General features: G+C 67.8%; 21 protein-coding genes. 16 read left to right on the top strand and 5 right to left on the bottom strand.

What is annotated here, in order from left to right; translation table 11 throughout:
* Window positions 1-7: 7 nt before the first annotated feature.
* Genes AC5592_RS14520 through AC5592_RS14505 form a run of 4 tightly spaced genes read left to right on the top strand, consistent with a single transcriptional unit; the run spans window position 8 to window position 3637 of the window.
* Window positions 8-604 (top strand): RBBP9/YdeN family alpha/beta hydrolase, encoded by a 597-nt coding sequence (locus AC5592_RS14520; RefSeq protein ID WP_036505323.1) that lies wholly within the window; start codon window positions 8-10, stop codon window positions 602-604.
* Window positions 604-1374, top strand: a complete 771-nt coding sequence (locus AC5592_RS14515) for a CoA transferase subunit A (RefSeq protein ID WP_063064534.1) — start codon at window positions 604-606, stop codon at window positions 1372-1374. Before AC5592_RS14520 ends, AC5592_RS14515 begins: the two co-directional genes overlap by 1 nt.
* Window positions 1371-2036 (top strand): 3-oxoacid CoA-transferase subunit B, encoded by a 666-nt coding sequence (locus AC5592_RS14510; RefSeq protein ID WP_063064482.1) that lies wholly within the window; start codon window positions 1371-1373, stop codon window positions 2034-2036. Before AC5592_RS14515 ends, AC5592_RS14510 begins: the two co-directional genes overlap by 4 nt.
* 2 nt (window positions 2037-2038) lie before the next feature.
* A complete protein-coding gene (locus tag AC5592_RS14505; RefSeq protein ID WP_063064481.1) occupies window positions 2039-3637 on the top strand; it encodes a long-chain-fatty-acid--CoA ligase in 1599 nt (532 codons plus the stop codon).
* On the opposite strand, the gene AC5592_RS14500 is transcribed toward AC5592_RS14505, so the two are convergent.
* Complete coding sequence (locus tag AC5592_RS14500; RefSeq protein WP_063064533.1) at window positions 3631-4662, bottom strand: AraC family transcriptional regulator; 1032 nt, start codon at window positions 4660-4662, stop codon at window positions 3631-3633. The genes AC5592_RS14505 and AC5592_RS14500 overlap by 7 nt on opposite strands.
* Window positions 4663-4863: 201 nt before the next feature.
* Between AC5592_RS14500 and AC5592_RS14495 the strand changes: the two genes are divergently transcribed.
* From AC5592_RS14495 to AC5592_RS14485, 3 genes are all read left to right on the top strand, one after another.
* Window positions 4864-6180 carry an MFS transporter gene (locus AC5592_RS14495; protein WP_036505320.1) on the top strand — a complete coding sequence of 439 codons (1317 nt, stop codon included), beginning with the start codon at window positions 4864-4866 and terminating at the stop codon, window positions 6178-6180.
* An 11-nt stretch (window positions 6181-6191) separates the two neighbouring features.
* Window positions 6192-6923 carry a DUF8020 domain-containing protein gene (locus tag AC5592_RS14490; RefSeq protein ID WP_157121862.1) on the top strand — a complete coding sequence of 244 codons (732 nt, stop codon included), beginning with the start codon at window positions 6192-6194 and terminating at the stop codon, window positions 6921-6923.
* An 83-nt stretch (window positions 6924-7006) separates the two neighbouring features.
* Window positions 7007-7363 carry a carboxymuconolactone decarboxylase family protein gene (locus AC5592_RS14485; RefSeq protein WP_063064532.1) on the top strand — a complete coding sequence of 119 codons (357 nt, stop codon included), beginning with the start codon at window positions 7007-7009 and terminating at the stop codon, window positions 7361-7363.
* Between the two features lie 320 nt (window positions 7364-7683).
* On the opposite strand, the gene AC5592_RS14480 is transcribed toward AC5592_RS14485, so the two are convergent.
* Complete coding sequence (locus AC5592_RS14480; protein WP_157121858.1) at window positions 7684-7830, bottom strand: hypothetical protein; 147 nt, start codon at window positions 7828-7830, stop codon at window positions 7684-7686.
* Between the two features lie 110 nt (window positions 7831-7940).
* Here AC5592_RS14480 and AC5592_RS14475 point away from each other — a divergent pair, with 110 nt between their 5' ends.
* Complete coding sequence (locus tag AC5592_RS14475) at window positions 7941-8720, top strand: acyl-[acyl-carrier-protein] thioesterase (protein ID WP_063064478.1); 780 nt, start codon at window positions 7941-7943, stop codon at window positions 8718-8720.
* Between the two features lie 43 nt (window positions 8721-8763).
* On the opposite strand, the gene AC5592_RS14470 is transcribed toward AC5592_RS14475, so the two are convergent.
* The gene (locus tag AC5592_RS14470) at window positions 8764-9228 is read right to left on the bottom strand and encodes a hypothetical protein (RefSeq protein WP_063064477.1); all 465 of its coding nucleotides are present in this window, start codon (window positions 9226-9228) and stop codon (window positions 8764-8766) included.
* A 124-nt stretch (window positions 9229-9352) separates the two neighbouring features.
* On the opposite strand from AC5592_RS14470, the gene AC5592_RS14465 reads away from it, so the two are divergent.
* The 5 genes from AC5592_RS14465 to AC5592_RS14445 all read left to right on the top strand — a co-directional run bounded on the left by AC5592_RS14465 (window position 9353) and on the right by AC5592_RS14445 (window position 14031).
* Window positions 9353-9973, top strand: a complete 621-nt coding sequence (locus AC5592_RS14465; protein ID WP_036505374.1) for a PadR family transcriptional regulator — start codon at window positions 9353-9355, stop codon at window positions 9971-9973.
* Window positions 9974-10085: 112 nt separating this feature from the next.
* The gene (locus tag AC5592_RS14460; protein WP_063064531.1) at window positions 10086-11177 is read left to right on the top strand and encodes a saccharopine dehydrogenase family protein; all 1092 of its coding nucleotides are present in this window, start codon (window positions 10086-10088) and stop codon (window positions 11175-11177) included.
* Window positions 11178-11311: 134 nt separating this feature from the next.
* Window positions 11312-12490: an FAD-dependent oxidoreductase gene (locus tag AC5592_RS14455; RefSeq protein WP_063064476.1), complete on the top strand. Its 1179-nt coding sequence runs from the start codon at window positions 11312-11314 to the stop codon at window positions 12488-12490.
* A gap of 79 nt (window positions 12491-12569) precedes the next feature.
* Window positions 12570-13253, top strand: a complete 684-nt coding sequence (locus tag AC5592_RS14450; protein ID WP_063064475.1) for a hypothetical protein — start codon at window positions 12570-12572, stop codon at window positions 13251-13253.
* Window positions 13254-13365: 112 nt separating this feature from the next.
* Entirely contained in the window at window positions 13366-14031 is a 666-nt protein-coding gene (locus AC5592_RS14445; protein WP_036505370.1) for a phosphate signaling complex PhoU family protein, read from the top strand.
* Window positions 14032-14050: 19 nt separating this feature from the next.
* On the opposite strand, the gene AC5592_RS14440 is transcribed toward AC5592_RS14445, so the two are convergent.
* Entirely contained in the window at window positions 14051-14980 is a 930-nt protein-coding gene (locus AC5592_RS14440) for a glycoside hydrolase family protein (RefSeq protein ID WP_198163834.1), read from the bottom strand.
* A gap of 150 nt (window positions 14981-15130) precedes the next feature.
* Between AC5592_RS14440 and AC5592_RS14435 the strand changes: the two genes are divergently transcribed.
* From AC5592_RS14435 to AC5592_RS14425, 3 genes are all read left to right on the top strand, one after another.
* On the top strand, window positions 15131-15916 hold the full coding sequence (locus AC5592_RS14435) for a hypothetical protein (protein WP_174372334.1): 786 nt from the start codon (window positions 15131-15133) through the stop codon (window positions 15914-15916).
* 9 nt (window positions 15917-15925) lie between these two features.
* The gene (locus tag AC5592_RS14430) at window positions 15926-16129 is read left to right on the top strand and encodes a cold-shock protein (protein WP_036505313.1); all 204 of its coding nucleotides are present in this window, start codon (window positions 15926-15928) and stop codon (window positions 16127-16129) included.
* Between the two features lie 430 nt (window positions 16130-16559).
* Complete coding sequence (locus AC5592_RS14425) at window positions 16560-17099, top strand: DUF5994 family protein (protein WP_157121857.1); 540 nt, start codon at window positions 16560-16562, stop codon at window positions 17097-17099.
* A 190-nt stretch (window positions 17100-17289) separates the two neighbouring features.
* On the opposite strand, the gene AC5592_RS14420 is transcribed toward AC5592_RS14425, so the two are convergent.
* Window positions 17290-18177: a DUF8832 domain-containing protein gene (locus AC5592_RS14420; protein WP_232329353.1), complete on the bottom strand. Its 888-nt coding sequence runs from the start codon at window positions 18175-18177 to the stop codon at window positions 17290-17292.
* Between the last annotated feature and the right edge of the window lie 153 nt (window positions 18178-18330).

The following is an 18330-nucleotide window of genomic DNA, read 5'->3' as shown; positions in this document are numbered from 1 at the left end:
CCGCACAGTGCGATGCGCCATCGAACCGACCGTGGTGATCGTGCCCGGCCTGCGCGATCACGTACCCGATCACTGGCAGACCAGGTTGGCCCAGGATCTGGACCGGGTGTGCACGGTACCGCCGCTCGAGCACGACAAACTCGATCTGCCGGCCCGAGTGGCGGCGTTGGACCGGGTGTTGACGGAGGTGGACGGCCCGGTCGTCCTCGTGGCGCACAGCGCGGGTGTCATGATCACCGTGCACTGGGCGCAACGGGCCGGCCGCGACATCCACAGTGCGCTGCTCGCGACGCCCGCCGATGTCGAAAAGCCCTTTCCCCCTGGCTATCCGACCTCGGAAGAGCTGAATCGGCACGGCTGGCAGCCGATTCCGCGTCGACGCCTCCCGTTCCCGAGCATCGTCGCCGCCAGCACCACCGATCCGCTGGCATCGTTGCGGCGGGTGGCCGGTATGGCGGAGGCGTGGGGCAGCCGGCTGGTCGACCTGGGTGATGTCGGGCATCTCAATCCGGCCTCGGGATTCGGCCACTGGGGCCGCGCCCGGGAACTGCTGCGGGAAACCGTCGATCTGGGCCGGCCGTCCGCTGCCGTGCAGGAGGTGTGATGACCGAGGTGATGACGTCGGCGGCCGCCGCGGTCGCCGATATCGCGTCCGGATCGTCGGTGGCGGTGGGCGGATTCGGCGTGTGCGGTATCCCGGACACGCTGATCGAGGCGCTCGCCGCCGCGGGAGCGGATGAACTCGCCCTCGTCTCCAACAATTGCGGCACGGCGACGCACGGCACGGGAATTCTGCTGGCGGACAAACGGGTACGCCGCGTCACCGCCTCCTATGTCGGTGAGAACGCGGAGTTCGCCCGGCAGTATCTGTCGGGCGAACTCGAAGTCGAACTCACTCCGCAGGGCACCCTCGCCGAACGGCTGCGGGCCGGCGGAGCCGGTATCGCCGCCTTCTACACACCGGCCGGGGTCGGCACGCTGATCGCCGACGGCGGAATGCCGTGGCGCTTCGGGCCGAACGGCAGCGTGGCGGTCGCGTCGCCGCCGAAACCGGTGGTCACCTTCGCCGGTCCCGCCGGGCCGAAACGCTATGTGCTGGAGGAGGCGATCACCACCGACTTCGCCCTGGTGCACGCGCTCATCGGTGACACCGCCGGCAATCTGGTCTTCGACAAATCGGCGCGCAACTTCAATCCACTGGTCGCGGGGGCGGGCCGGATCTGCATCGCCGAGGTCGAAACACTCGTGCCCGCAGGCGATCTCGATCCGGACCGCGTCCACCTGCCCGGAATCTTCGTCGACCGCATCGTGGCGACCGGCCCGGCGCGGGGTCTCATCGAAAAGCGGACGGTGCGCGGCGAGGAGAAGAAATGAGCGGCGTCATCGCCCGTTCCGGATGGGATCGCTCCGCGATGGCGGCGCGGGCGGCGCGAGAACTGCGCTCGGGTGAATACGTCAATCTCGGCATCGGCCTGCCCACGCTGATTCCCGACCACCTGCCCGCCGATATCCGGGTCACCCTGCACTCGGAGAACGGCATCCTCGGTACCGGGCCCTATCCGGCCGAGTCCGAGGTCGACGCGAATCTGATCAATGCCGGCAAGGAGACCGTCACGGTGCTTCCCGGTGCGTCCTTCTTCGATTCCGCCGCCAGTTTCGGGATGATCCGGGGTGGCCACATCGATACCGCGATCCTCGGCGGTATGCAGGTGTCGGCGACCGGTGACCTCGCCAATTGGATGGTGCCGGGCCATCTGGTCAAGGGTATGGGCGGAGCGATGGACCTGGTACACGGCGCCCGCCGCGTGATCGTGCTGATGGAGCACACCGACAAATCCGGCGCTCCGAAACTGGTGAGCCGCTGCACATTACCGCTGACCGGTGTGGGTGTGGTCCATCGCGTCATCACCGACCTGGCCGTTCTCGACATCACCGCATCCGGTCCGGTGCTGCGCGAATGCGCACCGGGCGTGACCGAGGACGACGTCGTCGCCGCGACCGGCGCGCCCGTCCGCATCGGCATCGGAGGACACTGACCGTGCTCAATCTCGCGATGCTGCTGGAGGATTCCGCGCGCCGCCGCCCGGATACCGATGCGGTGCGGCTCGGTGCGCTGCGCACGACCTACGCCGAGCTGAACGCCCGCGCGGCGCAGGTAGCCAACCTGCTGGTCGAATGGGGTGTGCGACCGGGTGACGCGGTCGCCCTCACCTGCCCGAATCTCCCCGATTTCGCCGCGGTCTACTTCGGGATACTGAAGGCGGGCGCGGTGGTCGTGCCGCTCAACATCCTGCTCAGGCCGGCCGAGATCGCCTATCACCTGGAGGATTCCGGCGCCGCCGTCTATATCTGTTTCGAGGGAACCGCGGGACTGCCGACCAGCGAATTCGGTGTGGATGCCTTCGCACGAGTTTCCGGTTGCCGCGAAATGTTCGTCATCACCGCCGATTCCGCGGCCGGCTCACGGCATCCGGGTATCGGAACATTGGAACGGGCGCTCGCGTCGCAGCCCACAACCTTCGATACGGCGGTGCGCCGCCCGGACGACACCGCGGTCATCCTCTACACGAGCGGTACGACCGGAAAACCCAAGGGCGCGGAGCTCACTCACGCGAATATGGTGCTGAACGCGCTGACTGCCACTCGATTGTTCGACTCCGCACCGGACCGGCCCGACACCCATCTGGTGACGTTGCCGCTGTTCCATTCGTTCGGACAGACCATCGATATGAACGCGGGCCTGGCCACCGGCGCGACGCTGGTGATGATGCCGCGGTTCGACGCCGCGGCCGCCCTCCGGCTGATGGCCGACGAGCACATCACATTCTTCGCCGGTGTTCCGACCATGTATTGGAGCCTGCTGCACGCGATCGACGACGACATCGACACCGAGCGGTTGGCCGCCACCTTGCGACGGGCGGTATCGGGCGGCGCCGCCTTACCGATCGAGATTCACTCGCGTTTCGCGCAGCGCTTCGGTGTCCGCATCCTGGAGGGATACGGCATGTCGGAAACGTCCCCGCTGGCGATCTTCGCGGATCCCGAGCGAGAGCCGCGGCCCGGTTCCATCGGTGTACCGGTCTGGGGAATCGAAGCGCGGCTGATCGACTCGGAGTGGAATACGCTGCCCGACGACGATGCCGTCGGTGAGATCGCGATTCGCGGCCACAATGTGATGAAAGGCTATCTCAACCGGCCGGACGCGAATCGGGAGACGATGCGCGACGGCTGGTTGCGTACCGGGGACCTCGCCCGGCGCGACCGCGACGGCTTCTACTACATCGTCGACCGGGCCAAGGACATGATTGTGCGCGGCGGTTTCAACGTCTATCCCCGTGAGATCGAAGAAGTCCTGCTGACCCACCCGGGTGTCTCGCTCGCCGCGGTGATCGGCATTCCCGACGACCGGTACGGGGAGGAGATCGTGGCGTTCGTCGTCCCCGAACGCAATGCGCGTCCGGACCCCGACGAGATTGTCGCCTGGTGCCGAGAACGCCTGGCGGCCTACAAATATCCGCGCCGGATCGAGTTCACCGACACCTTGCCCATGACCGCGAGCGGCAAAATCCTCAAACGCGAATTGCGCGTGCGCGACCGGCGGGAGCGAACCGGCGTGCCCGCGGATTCGGATCATTGAGCGGTATCGCCGCTTTCGCCACTGTTTTTCGATGCGGCCCGACGCCATTGGCTCGGGCTGCATCCGTGATGGCTGCGGAACCAGCGCGTGAAACTGGCGGGGCTGGAGAAACCGAGCATATCCGCGATCTCGGTGAGTGAACGCCCCTGATTTCCCACCACCCGGCGGGCCAGATCCAGCCGGGTGGTGTTCACGATCTCCGAGTAGGTGTGTCCCTCGTCTGCCAGCCGACGGTGGACGGTGCGGCGGTCCACGCCGAGACTGCGGGCGATCTGGTCGGCGGAGCAGCGACCGGTGGGCAGCAGCATTTCGACGAGTTCCTGCACCCGGTCGCGCATGGCCGTTTCGTGGGCGGTGTCCACGGCGCCGAGCAATTGTTGCGTGTACGGCCGCAACAGCGGGTCCGACATCGGATTCGGGGTATCGAGATCGCTTGTGTAGAGCGTTATTCCGCTGAATTCGTGCTCGAATCTCAACTGGGACCCGAACAATCGCAGATGCGTGCTGCGATCCCGCGGCGCGGAATGGGTGAAGGTGGTTTCCGCCGGTTGCCATGCCGCGCCGAGGAACGCACGCAGAATTCCCTGCATCGCGCCCATGGCCAGCTCGGTGGCCTGCCGGGTACTGCGGTGCTCGCCGATGTCCAGACTCAGACGGACGTGGGCGATGCCGTTGCGTTCGGTGAGCCGGATATGCAGGGATTCGTTGTAGGTGTGCTGATGGCGCACCATCAGTTCGAGGGCGCTGCGCACATCGGGTTCCTCGCGGATCACCAGACTCAGCGGCCCCAGATTGGACAATCGCCGCCGCTCCGCGAGCAGCAGGCCGAAATCCTGCCGGCCGGATTCGGCGGCCGAGCGCTCGAGAAGTTCGGTGACGGCCGCGGCGGGCACCCAGCGGTCCTGCAGGCTCAGGCCCGCGGGATCGAGCCCGGCCTCGCGAACGAGACGGGCCGGATCGAGCCCGAGAGATTGGCCCAGATCCACGTAATCGTTCAGTGCCGCGTACCGCGCCAAGGGTTTCATCAGCGCCTCGCTGTCCCAGATTGTTCGCATCCGTGTCCCCCAGAGTAAAGCACGATAGGGTCGGCGACCCTACTGTTGTCTCCATCACATCGAGGCGGGCGCCCCGATTTCGCCGAGCGGCCACCGGAACCGAGCGGTCCGCGCCCTACCTTCCCAGCTCCGGCGGGTGGTCCATCGCCCGCCGCGTTCGTAGGAGCACCCATGCAGTTGAACACCACCCCCGAGCGTCCAGCGGCGCGGGATTCGGTCGCATCGACCGGACTGCCCGGCCGGGCGCGGCGATACCCCTGGCTGGTCTTCGCCCTCGCCTTCGGACTGTTGCTCGCCGACTACATGTCCCGGCAGGTCCTCAGCGCGGTCTTTCCCCTGCTGAAAACCGAATGGGGTCTGACCGATTCGCAACTCGGATCGCTGAACAGCGTGGTGGCGCTGATGGTGGGGCTGTTGACGTTCCCGCTCTCGCTGCTGGCCGATCGGTGGGGGCGGGTGAAGAGCCTGGTGCTGATGGCGACGCTGTGGAGTATCGCCACGCTGCTGTGCGCGCTCGCGTCGAACTATCACCAGATGCTCGGCGCGCGGTTCCTGGTGGGGGTCGGTGAGGCGGCCTACGGCAGCGTCGGGATCGCGGTGGTCCTCGGTGTCTTCGCGCCGCGAGTCCATGCCGCGCTGAGCGGTGCGTTCATGGCCGGCGGGTCGTTCGGTTCGGTTCTCGGCGTCGCGGCCGGCGGTGCGATCGCGGTACACCTCGGGTGGCGGTGGTCGTTCGTCACCATGGCGGTGGTGGGCCTGCTGCTCGCCGCGCTCTTCGCGGCGCTGGTCGACGAGCGGAAACTGGCCCGGCACGCCGACCCGGAATCGGCCGAACCCGTGACGCGCAACGGGTTTCGCGCACCGGTGTCGTCGCTGTTCACCAATCCGGCGGTGCTGTGTGCCTATGTCGGTGGTGGCGTACAGCTGTTCGCCGCCGCGGTGCTGCTGGCGTGGACGCCGAGCTTCTTCAATCGGGTCTACGGTCTGGCGGCCGATACCGCGGCCGTCGCCGCCGCCGGTGTCGTGCTGCTGGTCGGCGCCGGAATGGTGTGCTGCGGCATCGTCACCGACCGGATCGGCCGCCGCGACCTGTCACGCAAATGGCTCGCCGCCATCGCGTTCTGCTCGATCTCGCTGATCTGCCTGACGCTCGGATTCAGCGTCGAACACGGTGCGGCGCAACTGATTCTGATCGGCATCGGCGCCTGGTTCTCGGGTGGTTCCTCGGGCCCCACCGCCGCCATGGTGGCCAACCTCACCCATTCGTCGGTCCGGGCCTCCGCGATGGGGACCCTGACGCTGTCCAACAGTCTGCTCGGAATGGCGCTGGGCCCCTTCGTCGTCGGCGTGCTCGCCGACCGCTACGGCCTGACCGCCGCACTACGACTGGCCCCGCTCGCCTATCTGGTGGCGATCGCCGCCCTGGTGGCCGGTCGCTGCCTGTACCCGGCCGGGCTGCGCACACTCGCCGCTGTTCACAACCGATGATGAGGAATCCGATGAAATTCATGACACCCGCATTGATCACGGTTCTCGGGGTCACGGCCGCCGCCGTCACCACCGGTACCGCGCACGCGGAGCCCGATCGCACCGCGGTGCACTACGAGATCGGGCGCCGGGGGGATTCGGCCCTGGTGACGACACCCGACGGCAAACTGAAAGTGGTTGCGGATCAACTGATTCTCACCACCCGTGACGATCGACCGGTCGCCGCCGTACCGCTGACCTTCGCCGTCGACGACACCGCGTATCCGATCACCGCTCACGTCGACGGCGATACCGCGACACTGACCCCGGACCGCGGTAACGGGCGGCCCACCCAGGCACGACGCGATGTCGTCTCCGTCCGGCAGGCCGCGGAATCGTTCACGCCCCGCGATTCGCAAGCGCTGGGCGCATTCGGTCAGCGCATCGCCATCGCGGCCGGAGTCAGCGCGGTCCTCGGCGCGGTGATCGGCGGCGGAATCGGCTGCCTGGTCGGCGGCGCCGTCGGCGCGGCGATCTCCAGCCCGGTGATCATGCTTTTGGCGCCGTTCGTCGGAGCGACCGTCGCCGGCTGTGTCCTGGGCGCCGCGACGCTCGGCGCCGTGGGATCGATGGCCGGCCTCATTCTGGCCGGTGGCCCGATCACTCTCTTCTCCGCCATCCAGTACTTCTCGACCGTGCTGGCACCGTGCCCGCCCGAGCTGCCCTACTGCAAGGACCCCGCACAGCCCGCACCCGCCAAGTAGTCGTCCGCCAGGTCTTCGACCACCTCTGAGGAGACATCGTGTTCGATTCGCCCACACCGATTTCCACGCCGGTCGTCGACGCCATGCGGGCCGGCGGGAGCTGGAATCCGCTCTGGGATCAGCTCTACGAGTGGGACCCCGAGTGGACCGAACGGTTCATGGCCATGAACGCCACACCGATCGCGCGCCACATCTTCCCGCCGGAATTCGTCGAATTGCTGAGCATCGCCATCGACGCGGCCTGCACCCACATGTACGCCCCCGGTGTACGCCGCCACATCCGCGCCGCACTGGATCTGGGTATCCCACCCGAACAGATCGTGACCGTCCTCCAGATGGTCAGCGTCCTCGGCATCCACGCCTGCAACCTCGGCATACCCATCCTCGCCGAGGAACTCGGCACTCCGCTCACGCCGACGCCACGGCAAGCCGATCGGTAATGTCGATCAACCGGTTGGGGCCGCCGTGCAGGCGGCCCCACCCGGCCTCGTGCACGGCCCCGGCCTGAACCCATCGGTGGGTTCGGGCAGATCGTCTCAGGTGGTCGTATAGATGGTGTTCACATCCACGAGCAGGGGAGTGCCCTGCCCAGCGACGGTTTCCCCCGGACCACTCCCGGCTGCCTGGAGGTTCTCGTCGAATCCCGCGCCGCTGTAGCAGGCCAGAACTGTCCGACTCGTGTCATATCCTTTGGCCGACATAAGTTCTCGCGCACGGCGCAGTCGGTCCACATGGTCCAGGGTCATGGTCCGGTCCCACTTCACCTCGCCCAGCGAGAGGATTCGGCGTGGTCGCCCTGTCTCCTCGGGGCCGGCACCGCGACATCGACCTGGATCTGCTTCTTGTCGCGGGGGTCGTTGACGCGAGCGGAATCCCGATATCCGAGCGGTCTGACGATCAACTCCATGAGCGGAAAGTGCGGCCTCCTCTGCCGCGTCCGTCCCGCTCGCCGTGTTGCCGCCGGTGGTCCGGTGCGGGGTCGCTACGCTGGCGCGGACCCCGGGAGAAGGAGCGTTCATGAGTGCCGCTGTCGATCGGCCGGCCGAGATCGCGTTTCCGTTGCCGGCGTGCCCGGACGAGAGCCGGGCGTTTCACGAGCAGTGGCCGGTGCGGCTCGGGGACACCGATGGGGACGAGCGGCTGCGGCTCGATGCGGTGGCGCGGTATCTGCAGGACATCGGTTACGACCATCTGAAGGTGGTCGAGGACGGGGATCTGCATCCGGGGTGGATCGTGCGCCGGACCGTGATCGACGTGCTGCGGCCCATCGAGTTCGGGGATCAGGTCCATCTGCGGCGCTGGCCGTCGGCCCTGTCGAATCGGTGGTGCAACATGCGCATTCAGGTGCGCAGTGAGAACGGCGGACTGATCGAGACCGAGATGTTCCTCATCCACGTCGATATCGAAGCCGGGCGGCCGGCGCGGATGACCGAACGGTTCATGGCGCCGATGCGCGCGGCCACCGACGAGCATCGCTTGCGGTGGCGCGCCGCCCTGCGCGAACAGTCCGGAGACGGCGGCGAAGTGCGGCCGTTCCCGCTGCGGGTCACCGATGTCGACCGCTACGGGCATGTGAACAACGCGGTGCACTGGGGAGCCGTGGAGGAGGCGCTCGCGCGGTTCCCCGACGCATCGGCGCCGCCCTATCGGGTGATTCTCGAACACGCCGGGCCGGTGCTGGGCGCCGACGAGGTGCTGATCCGCGCCCGGCGGGACGAGGACGGGCTGCATGTGCAGCTCGAAGTCGACGGTAGCGCCCGTACATTGGCGCGGATCGAACCGCTGCCTGCTCGCTGAGAGGCCGCGCCGGGCGTTTGCCGCCGCCCGGCGCGACCCGTGATCAGCGCGGCGCGTTGGCCGGATCGGCGAGGGTCGGGGTGCGGCCCTGCCGGTGGGCCTGCCTGGCGTCGTCGAAGAACTCACGGCTGCACAATGCCGAGAGGATCGCGATGCCGCCGCGGTGAACGCGGAACTCGCTCTTGGTGCTGGTCCCGGTCAGCCGGACGATCCGGCCGGCGGCGTCCTGCGGCCGCGCGAAATCCTTCACCCGGCCACGCCCGGTCCACTCCAGGTCGCTGTGCTCGACGATCGCGTCGTCGGGAACGAGGAGTTTCACCATGGCGTGGTCGAGGTCGGCGTGGACCACGATCGGGTCGTCGCCCTCGATCCACGGCGAGCGCAGGTCGATGACGACGCTCGCATAGCGGGCCTGCACCGCGAAGTCGGTGGCGCGGGTCCAATCGCCGAGGCGCTTGGTGGTCTCGTGGTCGGCGTGAATGCGGACGGTATCGGTGGTGACGGTCATTGTTCTGGTCCTTCCGGATCGCAGTGGACGGGTTCGCCTGCTCTTCGATAGTGGCACACAAACTAGTATCGAAGCAACTAGTTATTTGAAGACTAGTTGTGCGGCACCTAGTAGGATGAGTCGCATGCCCACCCCCGACCGGTTCAAGCGATCCCCGCTCGCCATGGCGGTGCTCGGCATCCTGCACCTGGAGCCGATGCACCCGTACGCCATTCAGCGCCGCATCAAGGAGTGGGGGAAGGACAAGGTCGTCAACGTGGGGCAGCGCGCCCAGCTGTACAAGACGATCGCGCGACTGCAGGACGCCGGTTTGGTGACGGTCCGCGCGACGGGTCGCGACCAGCAGTATCCGGAACGTACGGTCTACGAGATCACCGACTCCGGCCGCGATGCCTGCACGGCATGGCTCACCGACATGCTCGCCGTGCCCCGCAACGAATTTCCCGAATTTCCTGCGGCCCTGTCGTTTCTGATGCTGCTCGGTCCGGATGGCGCCCGGGTGGAACTGGAACGCCGGCTGAAAGCGTTGCGCGCCGGGCATTCCGAGCTGGAGACCGGCATCGCCCAGGCCGTGCGATTCGGCCTGCCGCGGGTCACCATGCTCGAAGACGAATACCAGCGTGCCGTCACCGAGGCCGAAATTCGGTGGCTGGAAGGCGTTGTCGCCGACCTCGCCGACGGCACGCTCACCTGGTCGTGGGAGTCGCTGGCACAGTTCCAGGACCAGGGCCCCGCGGCCGGCTAGGTACGCGCATCGTGGCGAGGTGCGGCTCGACGGCCCTATCGTCGGATACGGTGCCGACGTCGACACGAACCGGCGCGCACCGCCGGCGACCAACGAAACACAGGTGATGGCAATGGCAAAAATCGTGCTGTTCGGAGCGACCGGCTACACGGGCCGCCTGACGGCTCGGGCCCTGCTGGCTCGCGGTGCCGAGCCGGTACTGGCCGCCCGTAACGCCACCGCGCTGCGGCAGCTCGCGGCCGACCTCGGCGGTGCCGAGACCGCCGTGGCCGACGTGGCCGACCCCGCATCGGTGCGCGCCCTGCTGGGCCGCGGCGACGTGCTGGTGACGACGGTGGGCCCCTTCCTGCGGTACGGCGGCCCGGCGCTGGGCGCGGCACTCGAGGCGGGCGCGCACTACTTCGACTCGACCGGCGAGGGCCCGTTCATCCGCGAGGTGTTCGATCGCGACGCCGAGGCGCGCCGGGCGGGTGCCGGTCTGCTGACGGCCTTCGGATTCGATTACGTCCCAGGCAATGTGGCCGCGGCTCTCGCGTTGCGCGACGCGCCCGACGCCGCCCGCCTCGACATCGGCTACTTCATCGCCTCCCCCGGCACGAGCGGCGGCACCCGCGCGTCCATGGTCGGCATGTTGTTCGAACGGGGCTTCGCCCTCCGCGACGGCGATATCGTGCCGGAGCGGACCGGTGCGCGCACCCACACCTTCGATGTGGCGGGCCGCGCGCTCACCGGCGCCTCGATTCCGGGGTCGGAACATCTCGTCCTGCACCGCGCCCACCCGAACCTGCGCGAGGTCGACGTCTATCTCGGTATGCCCGGCAATGCCGCTCGCGCGCTGCAGGCGACCTCGCTCGTCGCGGACACCGTCGCCCGGGTGGCGCCCGTGAAGCGGCTGGCCGAGAACGCGTTGAGCGTCCTGGTCAAGGGCTCGACCGGGGGACCCGATGCGGCAACCCGGGCCCGAACCCGCACCTGGGCGGTCGCCGAAACCCGCGACGCCACCGGCCGCATCCTGTCCTCGGCCACGCTGACGGGCGTCGACCCCTACGACTTCACCGCCGAGATCCTCGCCTGGGGTGCGCAGACCGCGCTCGCCGGCGGGCTCCTCGGCACCGGAGCCCTCGGCCCGGTCGAAGCCTTCGGCCTGGACTCGCTCACCGCCGCCGCGGCGGATGCCGGACTGCGCCCGGCCGAACCCGCGTAAACTCACTTCCGGACGTGCGAAGACCCGGCCGGGTATGGGTTAGTCCCGGTGACGCGAACCGTTGAACACCGCACCTTCCGCAGGTGTGACCTGTACGTCCCTTCCGATGATGTTGCATGCGAAGGGACTTGGTCATGTCGAGATTCAAGGTCATCATTGCCGGCGCCGGGCTGGGCGGGCTGGCGTTGGCGCAGGGTTTGTGCCGCCGAGGCATCGATGTCGTTGTGTACGAACGCGATTGCGCGGTGGATACCCGTCGCCAGGGCTACCGGCTGCATCTGGACGCCGCGGCGCGGCGCGCGCTTCATCGGGTGCTGCCCGCGCCGCTGCGCACACTGTTCGACGCCACGACGGGCACCCCGAAACCCCGATTCACCGTGCTGGACAGTGCACTGAACGAACGGTTCACCCAGGATTCGGCGGAACCGGCTTTCGCGGTCGACCGCCTGACGCTGCGCCGCATCCTGCTCACCGGCCTCGACGACCGTGTCGTATTCGGCAGGGCGGTCAGCGGTTTCGACACCGACGGCGATCGCATCGCCGTTCATTTCGCCGACGGTGACAGTGCCGGCGCCGACGTTCTGATCGGCGCCGACGGGATCAATTCCGCTGTGCGTCAGCGATATCTGCCGCATGCGCGCATCGTCGACACCGGGGTGCGCCAGCTCTACGGCGCGATACCGCTGAACGCGCGGACTCGGGACTTGTTCGACGACAGCATGTTCGGCATCTTCACCATGATCGCCGGCCCCGACGGGAGTTTCGTCGGGGTCGCGCCGGTCGAATTCCGCCAGGACCCGGCGATTGCGGCGGCCCAGCTCGTTCCGGCTGCGGAACTGCCGTCCGTCCCGGACTACATGACCTGCTCGTTCGGTGCTCGCGCCGAGTGGTTCGGCACCACGGAACGGGAATTGCGCGACCTGGACGGCGGCCGACTGAAAGACATCGTCGCCGCGGCGGTCCGGACCTGGCATCCACGGATTCGCGAAATCGTCGCCGCCTGCGATCCCGACACCATGTTCGCACTCCCACTGCGCACGAGTGTGCCGATCCCGGCATGGCCGACCACACCGACGACCCTGTTGGGTGATGCCGTGCACGCCATGAGTCCCGCGGCCGGATCCGGGGCCTGCACCGCGTTACGGGACGCGGCCGACCTGTCCGAAACCATCGATTCCGTTGTGGCAGGCCGTGATCTGCGCAGCGCGCTGCGCGACTACGAACAACGCCTGATCGAGTACGGATTCACCGCCGTCCGCACCGGGGCCGCGAACGGCCACCGCTTCCTGGGACAGAACCCGCTGCCCGCGTAGGGATACCGGCGGCGTGGGCCCGGCGATCAGGTCCGTCCCACGCCGCGCGGCCCCTTCGCGGGCATGGCAGGCTGCGGTCATGGAGCCCTCGCGCTGTGTTGTGCTGGTCCCGACCCACGGATCGATCGCACCGGATTTCGCCCGCAATCTGGCCCGGCTGGAGCATCGGGGTTACGAGGTCCGGACCGTCACGGGGTTCGCCGCGATCGATCAAGGACGCAGTCAGATGGCCACCGACGCGTTGCGCGACGGGTTCGAGGGGCTGATGTGGATCGATTCCGATATCGCGTTCGACGTGGATTCGGTGGATCGGTTACGCGAACACGATCTGCCGGTCGTCTGCGGGATCTATGCGAAGAAGGGGGTGCGTGGCCTGGCCTGCCACGTGCTGCCCGGCACCGGGAACATCCTCTTCGGCGAGGGCGGGGGACTGCTGGAGATCAAGTACGCCGCTACCGGATTCCTCTTCACCCACCGCGACGTCTACGAGACCGTCGCCGGACACGAACAACTTCCGGTGTGCAACCTGCGGTTCGACCGCCCGACCGTCCCGTACTTCCTGCCCATGCTGGTGCCCGACGGTGAACACACCTGGTACCTGGGCGAGGACTACGCATTCTGTGAGCGAGCGCGGCGCAGCGGCTACCGAATCATGGCCGACAGCTCGTTCCGGCTGGGGCATGTGGGCACCTACAGCTACAGCTGGGAGGAAGCGGGGGCCGATTCGCACCGATACGCGAGTTACAACTATCGGCTCGGGTGAGCGACGGATCGCCCCGATCGAACGTTCGGAGGCGGCTACCGGCTATTTCGCGGCGATCTATGCGGTCGGGGCGGGATTCGCAATGTGGGTCCCGCTGGGGTTGAATCGGGATATGCGGTCGGACTATCACGCGAATCTGCGGCAGCTCGCCGAGTTGCTGCATGCCATGTGTGAACAGGACCGGACCGCCATCTCGGCGGCCACCTACGCGGTGGTGAACGCCGATATCGAACAGGCCGAGGCCGCACTGGACATCGTCGGCCAGGTCGAGGAGATGGCGCAGCAGGCCGAACAGGAAGCGCTGCGCCTGCTGGCACTGCAAGCTCCGGTCGCCAGCGAGTTGCGGCGCGTGGTGACCGCCATCCAGCTCACCGGTCATCTGCAGCGCATGGGCGCCCTCGCCGGGCATATCGCCACCAGCGCACGCCGGCGCCATCCCGAACACGTCGTTCCCGAACCGGTGCGACCGGTGGTCGAACGTCTCGGCTCCACCGCCTGTGCGATCGCCACCAGCGCCGCGGCGGTGCTCGAGACCGGCGATCCGTACGACGCGGCCGGTCTCGACGCCCAGGACGACGCACTGGACAATCTGCACGAGCAGTTGCTGGCCGCGGTGCTGGACCACGAATGGGCGCACGGCATCACGGCCGCGGTCGACCTCACGCTGCTGGGACGGTATTACGAGCGCTTCGCCGACAATGCGGTGGAAGTGGGCCGTCGCACCATCTTCCTCACCACCGGTGAAACCGCCGACAACTGGGCGCCCGGCGGCGAGTGATCGGTCCGGCCTCCGAAACCTATGCGGCCGAACCGAATTCGGCCAGCACCGTGCCGTGCCGGACGACTCCGGAGAGTCCGGGCAGCTCGGTGGGCGCCGACCACGTGCGGAAGCCGTCATAGCTGTCGCTGTAGAGATAGCGGCCCTCGGTGTAGGCGTCGAGATAGATGCGATGTCCGCCGTCGGGGAGCGGCACCACCGACGGGCCCTCCCGCGGACCGCCCCATCCGGCCCAATCACCTGTGGCGACAAAGGTATACGGGCCCAAGGGGTTGTCCGCGACCGCCAGCTCGACCAGTTTGGTGTCCTCGTTCTTCACGAAGGCGTACAACCGCCCGTTCCACCGCACCAGCTGTGTGTCGATGAATCCCAGCGAACCCGGACCGCTCGGGCCCACACCGAACAGCGGAATCGGCGGCGCCCAGGTGGACAGTCCCGCGCCGACCGGTAGCAGCAGATGCGGGGTGAAACCGTGCCCCCAGGTCAGCGACACGATGATCCCGACTCGGCCCGCCGCATCGACGTACCACTCCGGGGCCCATGTCCCTTCCAGGCGGCCCGGTACGAGCATCGGCGCCGGGGCCATCTCCGTCCAGGCGATCCGGTCCCGGCTACGCGCCAGGCCGATCGAGGTCGCGTCGGGGGCTCTGGTGTAGGTGAGGTAATACCAGCCGTCGGTGTGCAGCATCACGCTGGGATCGCGAGCCAGCCCGGTCCGCGGCGTGAAGGCGTGTTCGGCGACCGGCGTGAACCGCGTCCCGTCCACCGATTCGTACACGGCCACGGTGGATTCGCTGTCGGCACGAAAGGCCGCCATCGTGTAGCGGGTGGGCGCGCGCTGGGGATCGGCGCCGATTCCCGGTAGCGCCGACTGCGCGCGTGCCGTTCCCGGGACCAGCAGGGGCAGACCGGCCAGCAGTGCGAGTGCGGATCTGCGTCCCATCGCCATGACCAGCGATTGTGCGGTTCGCGCGCGATGATTCACCGGAGGCGCGCCGGAGCGATTCGCCTCCGGCGTGGCGTGGCGCCCGCGCACCGCCGGCTGTAGTGGAATCGATGCGCAGCACTGTGGCTCGGACCGAAGAGGGAGGACTCACTCGTGCGAACAACTCTCGTGGCGCCCGTGCTCGCGCTACTGATAGCGGGCGGTGCCGCGACCGCAAGTCCGGCCCGCGGGGAGTCCGAGCCGATTCCGATGGACCCGCGCACATCGTTCGCAATGGTCTCGCTGATTCCCGGAACCGATACCGGCACAGGGAATTCGGGCGAAAGGCGGCCCGCCCTGTCGATCATCAAGCTGTATCTGGTCGACTACGTACTGCGCCACGGCGACGGATCCCGCTCGGATCGGCAGGCGGCTCAGCGCGCGATCCAGCTCTCCGACAGTGATGCCGCGACTGAGCTGGATACCAAGTATCCGCACGCCATCGATGCCGCCGCCGCGGAATTCGATTCGGCCGACACCCGTCGCGGTTCGTTCTGGGGCGACTCCTACACCAGCGCCCGGGACGTCGCCGAATTCCTCGTCGCCGAGCAGCGCACCGATCCCGGCTCGCTGCTGCTGTGGTGGATGGCCACCGCGAGCCCGATCGCCGCCGACGGTACCGCGCAGAACTGGGGGACCGCGCACGTCCCGGCAACCGTCGGCACCAAATGGGGGTGGTCGGACGACGGCTCCTACGTCGCCTCGGCGTCCTTCGGCCCGGGCTTCGCGATCGCCGCCTTCACCCACGGCGATGCGAACGACGAGGACGCCGACCTCGCGGCGTTCACCGGGAAAAAGTGGCGTTCCGGCCGGCAGTTCGTGCCGAAACGCGACGGTGTGCCAGACTGGATGGTGAGCACGGGTTGTTGCAGTGATCGCCCGGCTCGCAACAGGAAGTAAATCAAAAGAATGTCGCAAGGCAGTGTGAAGTGGTTCAACGGCGAAAAGGGCTTCGGATTCATCGCCCAGGATGAGGGCGGTCCTGACGTTTTCGTCCACTATTCCGAAATTTCCGGTTCCGGCTTCAAGACCCTCGATGAGGGGCAGCGCGTCGAGTTCGAGGTAGGCCAGGGCCAAAAGGGTCCCCAAGCTCAGAACGTCCGCGCCATCTAGGAGCTGACAAATCAGCGAAACCCGCGCCTGCGGCGCGGGTTTCGTGCTTTTTTCTGCGGCTTTCTCCCAGCCGCGCGAGGCCACGTGGACAGGGATGGCCCGGTCGCGTAGAGTCGACATAGATATCCGGTCCCACTGGCATACGGCTGCCATCGGAATGGCAGCGTAAACAGACGTTCTTTCGTTTCGGGAAACGGTCCCTCGAACGCCGCGCAGGCAACCGGATACGAGTGCGCTGCGACGAATTTCGCGAGCTGCACAGGCTGTGTCGCCGGTGTTTTCGATCATGTCGATACGAACGTATCGCAGTCGAAGCAGACACTGATCTGAACGTGTCGTCCACCGTCGATGTCGGCCCCGGCACCTGTTTCCGCAGGTCCCGGACATTGTCATTACACGGCCGATCTTCGGCCGAGTCAGGAGCGTCGGCATGAACCGACCGAACCACCTTGTGCACGGCCCCGCGCGGCCCGTCGTCGAGCCCGGCGCACGTGTGCAGTTCAAGGATTACGAGACGAAAACCGGATATGTCGACGGCGCCTGGTGGCCCCGTAGCCCGGATCTCGCCACCGAACTTCCCGGCCTGCTCGCGGCCGTATCGCCCACGCTCGGCACGATCCACCGGGTCGTGTACAACACCGCCGAATGGAACCCGGTCGCAGGCTGCGAAGGGGTGCGTCTCGACGGGACCCGGCACGGCGCCGCCCACACCGTCGAGGTGCTCGGGGCGCGCGACCGGCGTCGAGTACTGCTGATCATCCCGCCGCGCACCGATACCCATCGCGCCTGCGCTGTCATGGCTCTCGCGTGTCGTGCGAACGACGAATCGACGGTAGACGAACTCCTGGCCCGATTGCCCGGCCGCACCGGGCGGGCCGCCGCCCTTCGCCGGTGGCGCAACGGCGCGACCGGCCGCGAGTCGACAGTGGCCGGCCGCATCCATCCATCTATCGAAAGACACTGCCTGTGAGCGAGAAACAACCCTTGGGACCCCAACTCTTCAGTCACCGAGACGCGGTCACCGACAGCCCGTCCGACGTCGTGGCGCGAGGGGACCTGCGACCGACCTTCTCCGCCGCGCCGGACGCCTCGGCCGAGTCGCGAAACCGAACCGCCCGCCGCGCGGACCCGAAATAACACCGCGATACCTGCGAGAGCACTCACCGTGTCGTCGGCAGGGTGAACGCGGCGGTGCGGACGACGTCGCCGTGCTTGAAATCCAGGAACAACCGGTAGGTTCCGGGGCCGGGGACGGCGGTGTGGAAGGTGACGTCCGGACCCGGGGCGGTGACGCCGTCACCGGGTTCGCCGTTGGGGTGGACATGCACGTAGGCCAGGTCGCCCGCCCGCAGGATCACCAGATGTCCGTAGGCCGCCAGGTACGGCTGTAGGTCGGTGACCGGCTCGCCGTGCTTGCGCACGGTCAGGGTGAGCAGGCGGCCGTCGCCGGGCACCAGATCGCCGTCGAGGGTCACCTCGTACCCGTCGATGTCGGCGATCCGGGCGGCCGCGGGTGTCGGCCGCGGCGCGTACGTGCCGGTGACGGCCAGGTCCGCGCCGAGGGTGATGGTCTTGCCGAGGGCCCGCGGGGCGATGTCGGTGAACACGCGATACGCGCCCGCTTCCGGCAGGTTCAGCCGCACCGTCCAGATGCCGTCGGCGGTGAGTTCCGGATGCACGTGCCAGAACCCGGTCAGTTCCCGCTGCACCACGATGAGGTGCAGCTGCCGATCATGGATCGCGGTGTACTCGGTGACCGGTGCGCCGTCCGGACCCAGGATCCGGAACCGGAAATCGACCTCGCCCGGTGTGAGGATCGGCTCGGCGAGCGCCAAGGTGTACCCGTCCTGGGTGATCTGGAGCCCGCCCGGCAGTCCGCCACCGTGCGCGGCGTGCCCGCCATGGCCTTCGTGCGCGTCATGGTTTTCGTGCGCGCTGTGCCCCTCGTGTCCACCGTGGCCCTGGTGTCCGCCGTGATGCGCGTGCGGGTCATGGGTTCCGTGATTGCCTTGTGCCCCATGGTGATTGATGTCAGTGTGCGCGGTCATCGCTCCGGCCTTTCCGATCTTGTTCTCGTCCGACATCGAAGAACATATACCCCTAGGGGGTATATGGCAAGCCTGCTCTGGCGAGAAGTGCGAAGCTGCCCTCGGGGGCTGGCGGATCGCCTCTTTGGAGGCGAGAACGAAGGCATCGCCGCC

The organism is Nocardia violaceofusca NBRC 14427 (assembly GCF_963869435.1).
Taxonomy (GTDB): domain Bacteria; phylum Actinomycetota; class Actinomycetes; order Mycobacteriales; family Mycobacteriaceae; genus Nocardia; species Nocardia aobensis.
This window is presented reverse-complemented; position numbering and strand designations above follow the sequence as displayed.

Coding starts and splice junctions, on each gene's coding strand:
- AC5592_RS14515 (WP_063064534.1), top strand. CDS start 604: ATGACCGAGGTGATGACGTCGGCGGCCGCCGCGGTCGCCGATATCGCG.
- AC5592_RS14510 (WP_063064482.1), top strand. CDS start 1,371: ATGAGCGGCGTCATCGCCCGTTCCGGATGGGATCGCTCCGCGATGGCG.
- AC5592_RS14500 (WP_063064533.1), bottom strand. CDS start 4,662: ATGAAACCCTTGGCGCGGTACGCGGCACTGAACGATTACGTGGATCTG.
- AC5592_RS14495 (WP_036505320.1), top strand. CDS start 4,864: ATGCAGTTGAACACCACCCCCGAGCGTCCAGCGGCGCGGGATTCGGTC.
- AC5592_RS14490 (WP_157121862.1), top strand. CDS start 6,192: ATGAAATTCATGACACCCGCATTGATCACGGTTCTCGGGGTCACGGCC.
- AC5592_RS14485 (WP_063064532.1), top strand. CDS start 7,007: ATGCGGGCCGGCGGGAGCTGGAATCCGCTCTGGGATCAGCTCTACGAG.
- AC5592_RS14480 (WP_157121858.1), bottom strand. CDS start 7,830: ATGGAGTTGATCGTCAGACCGCTCGGATATCGGGATTCCGCTCGCGTC.
- AC5592_RS14475 (WP_063064478.1), top strand. CDS start 7,941: ATGAGTGCCGCTGTCGATCGGCCGGCCGAGATCGCGTTTCCGTTGCCG.
- AC5592_RS14470 (WP_063064477.1), bottom strand. CDS start 9,228: ATGACCGTCACCACCGATACCGTCCGCATTCACGCCGACCACGAGACC.
- AC5592_RS14465 (WP_036505374.1), top strand. CDS start 9,353: ATGCCCACCCCCGACCGGTTCAAGCGATCCCCGCTCGCCATGGCGGTG.
- AC5592_RS14460 (WP_063064531.1), top strand. CDS start 10,086: ATGGCAAAAATCGTGCTGTTCGGAGCGACCGGCTACACGGGCCGCCTG.
- AC5592_RS14455 (WP_063064476.1), top strand. CDS start 11,312: ATGTCGAGATTCAAGGTCATCATTGCCGGCGCCGGGCTGGGCGGGCTG.
- AC5592_RS14450 (WP_063064475.1), top strand. CDS start 12,570: ATGGAGCCCTCGCGCTGTGTTGTGCTGGTCCCGACCCACGGATCGATC.
- AC5592_RS14445 (WP_036505370.1), top strand. CDS start 13,366: ATGCGGTCGGACTATCACGCGAATCTGCGGCAGCTCGCCGAGTTGCTG.
- AC5592_RS14440 (WP_198163834.1), bottom strand. CDS start 14,980: ATGGCGATGGGACGCAGATCCGCACTCGCACTGCTGGCCGGTCTGCCC.
- AC5592_RS14430 (WP_036505313.1), top strand. CDS start 15,926: ATGTCGCAAGGCAGTGTGAAGTGGTTCAACGGCGAAAAGGGCTTCGGA.
- AC5592_RS14425 (WP_157121857.1), top strand. CDS start 16,560: ATGAACCGACCGAACCACCTTGTGCACGGCCCCGCGCGGCCCGTCGTC.
- AC5592_RS14420 (WP_232329353.1), bottom strand. CDS start 18,177: ATGACCGCGCACACTGACATCAATCACCATGGGGCACAAGGCAATCAC.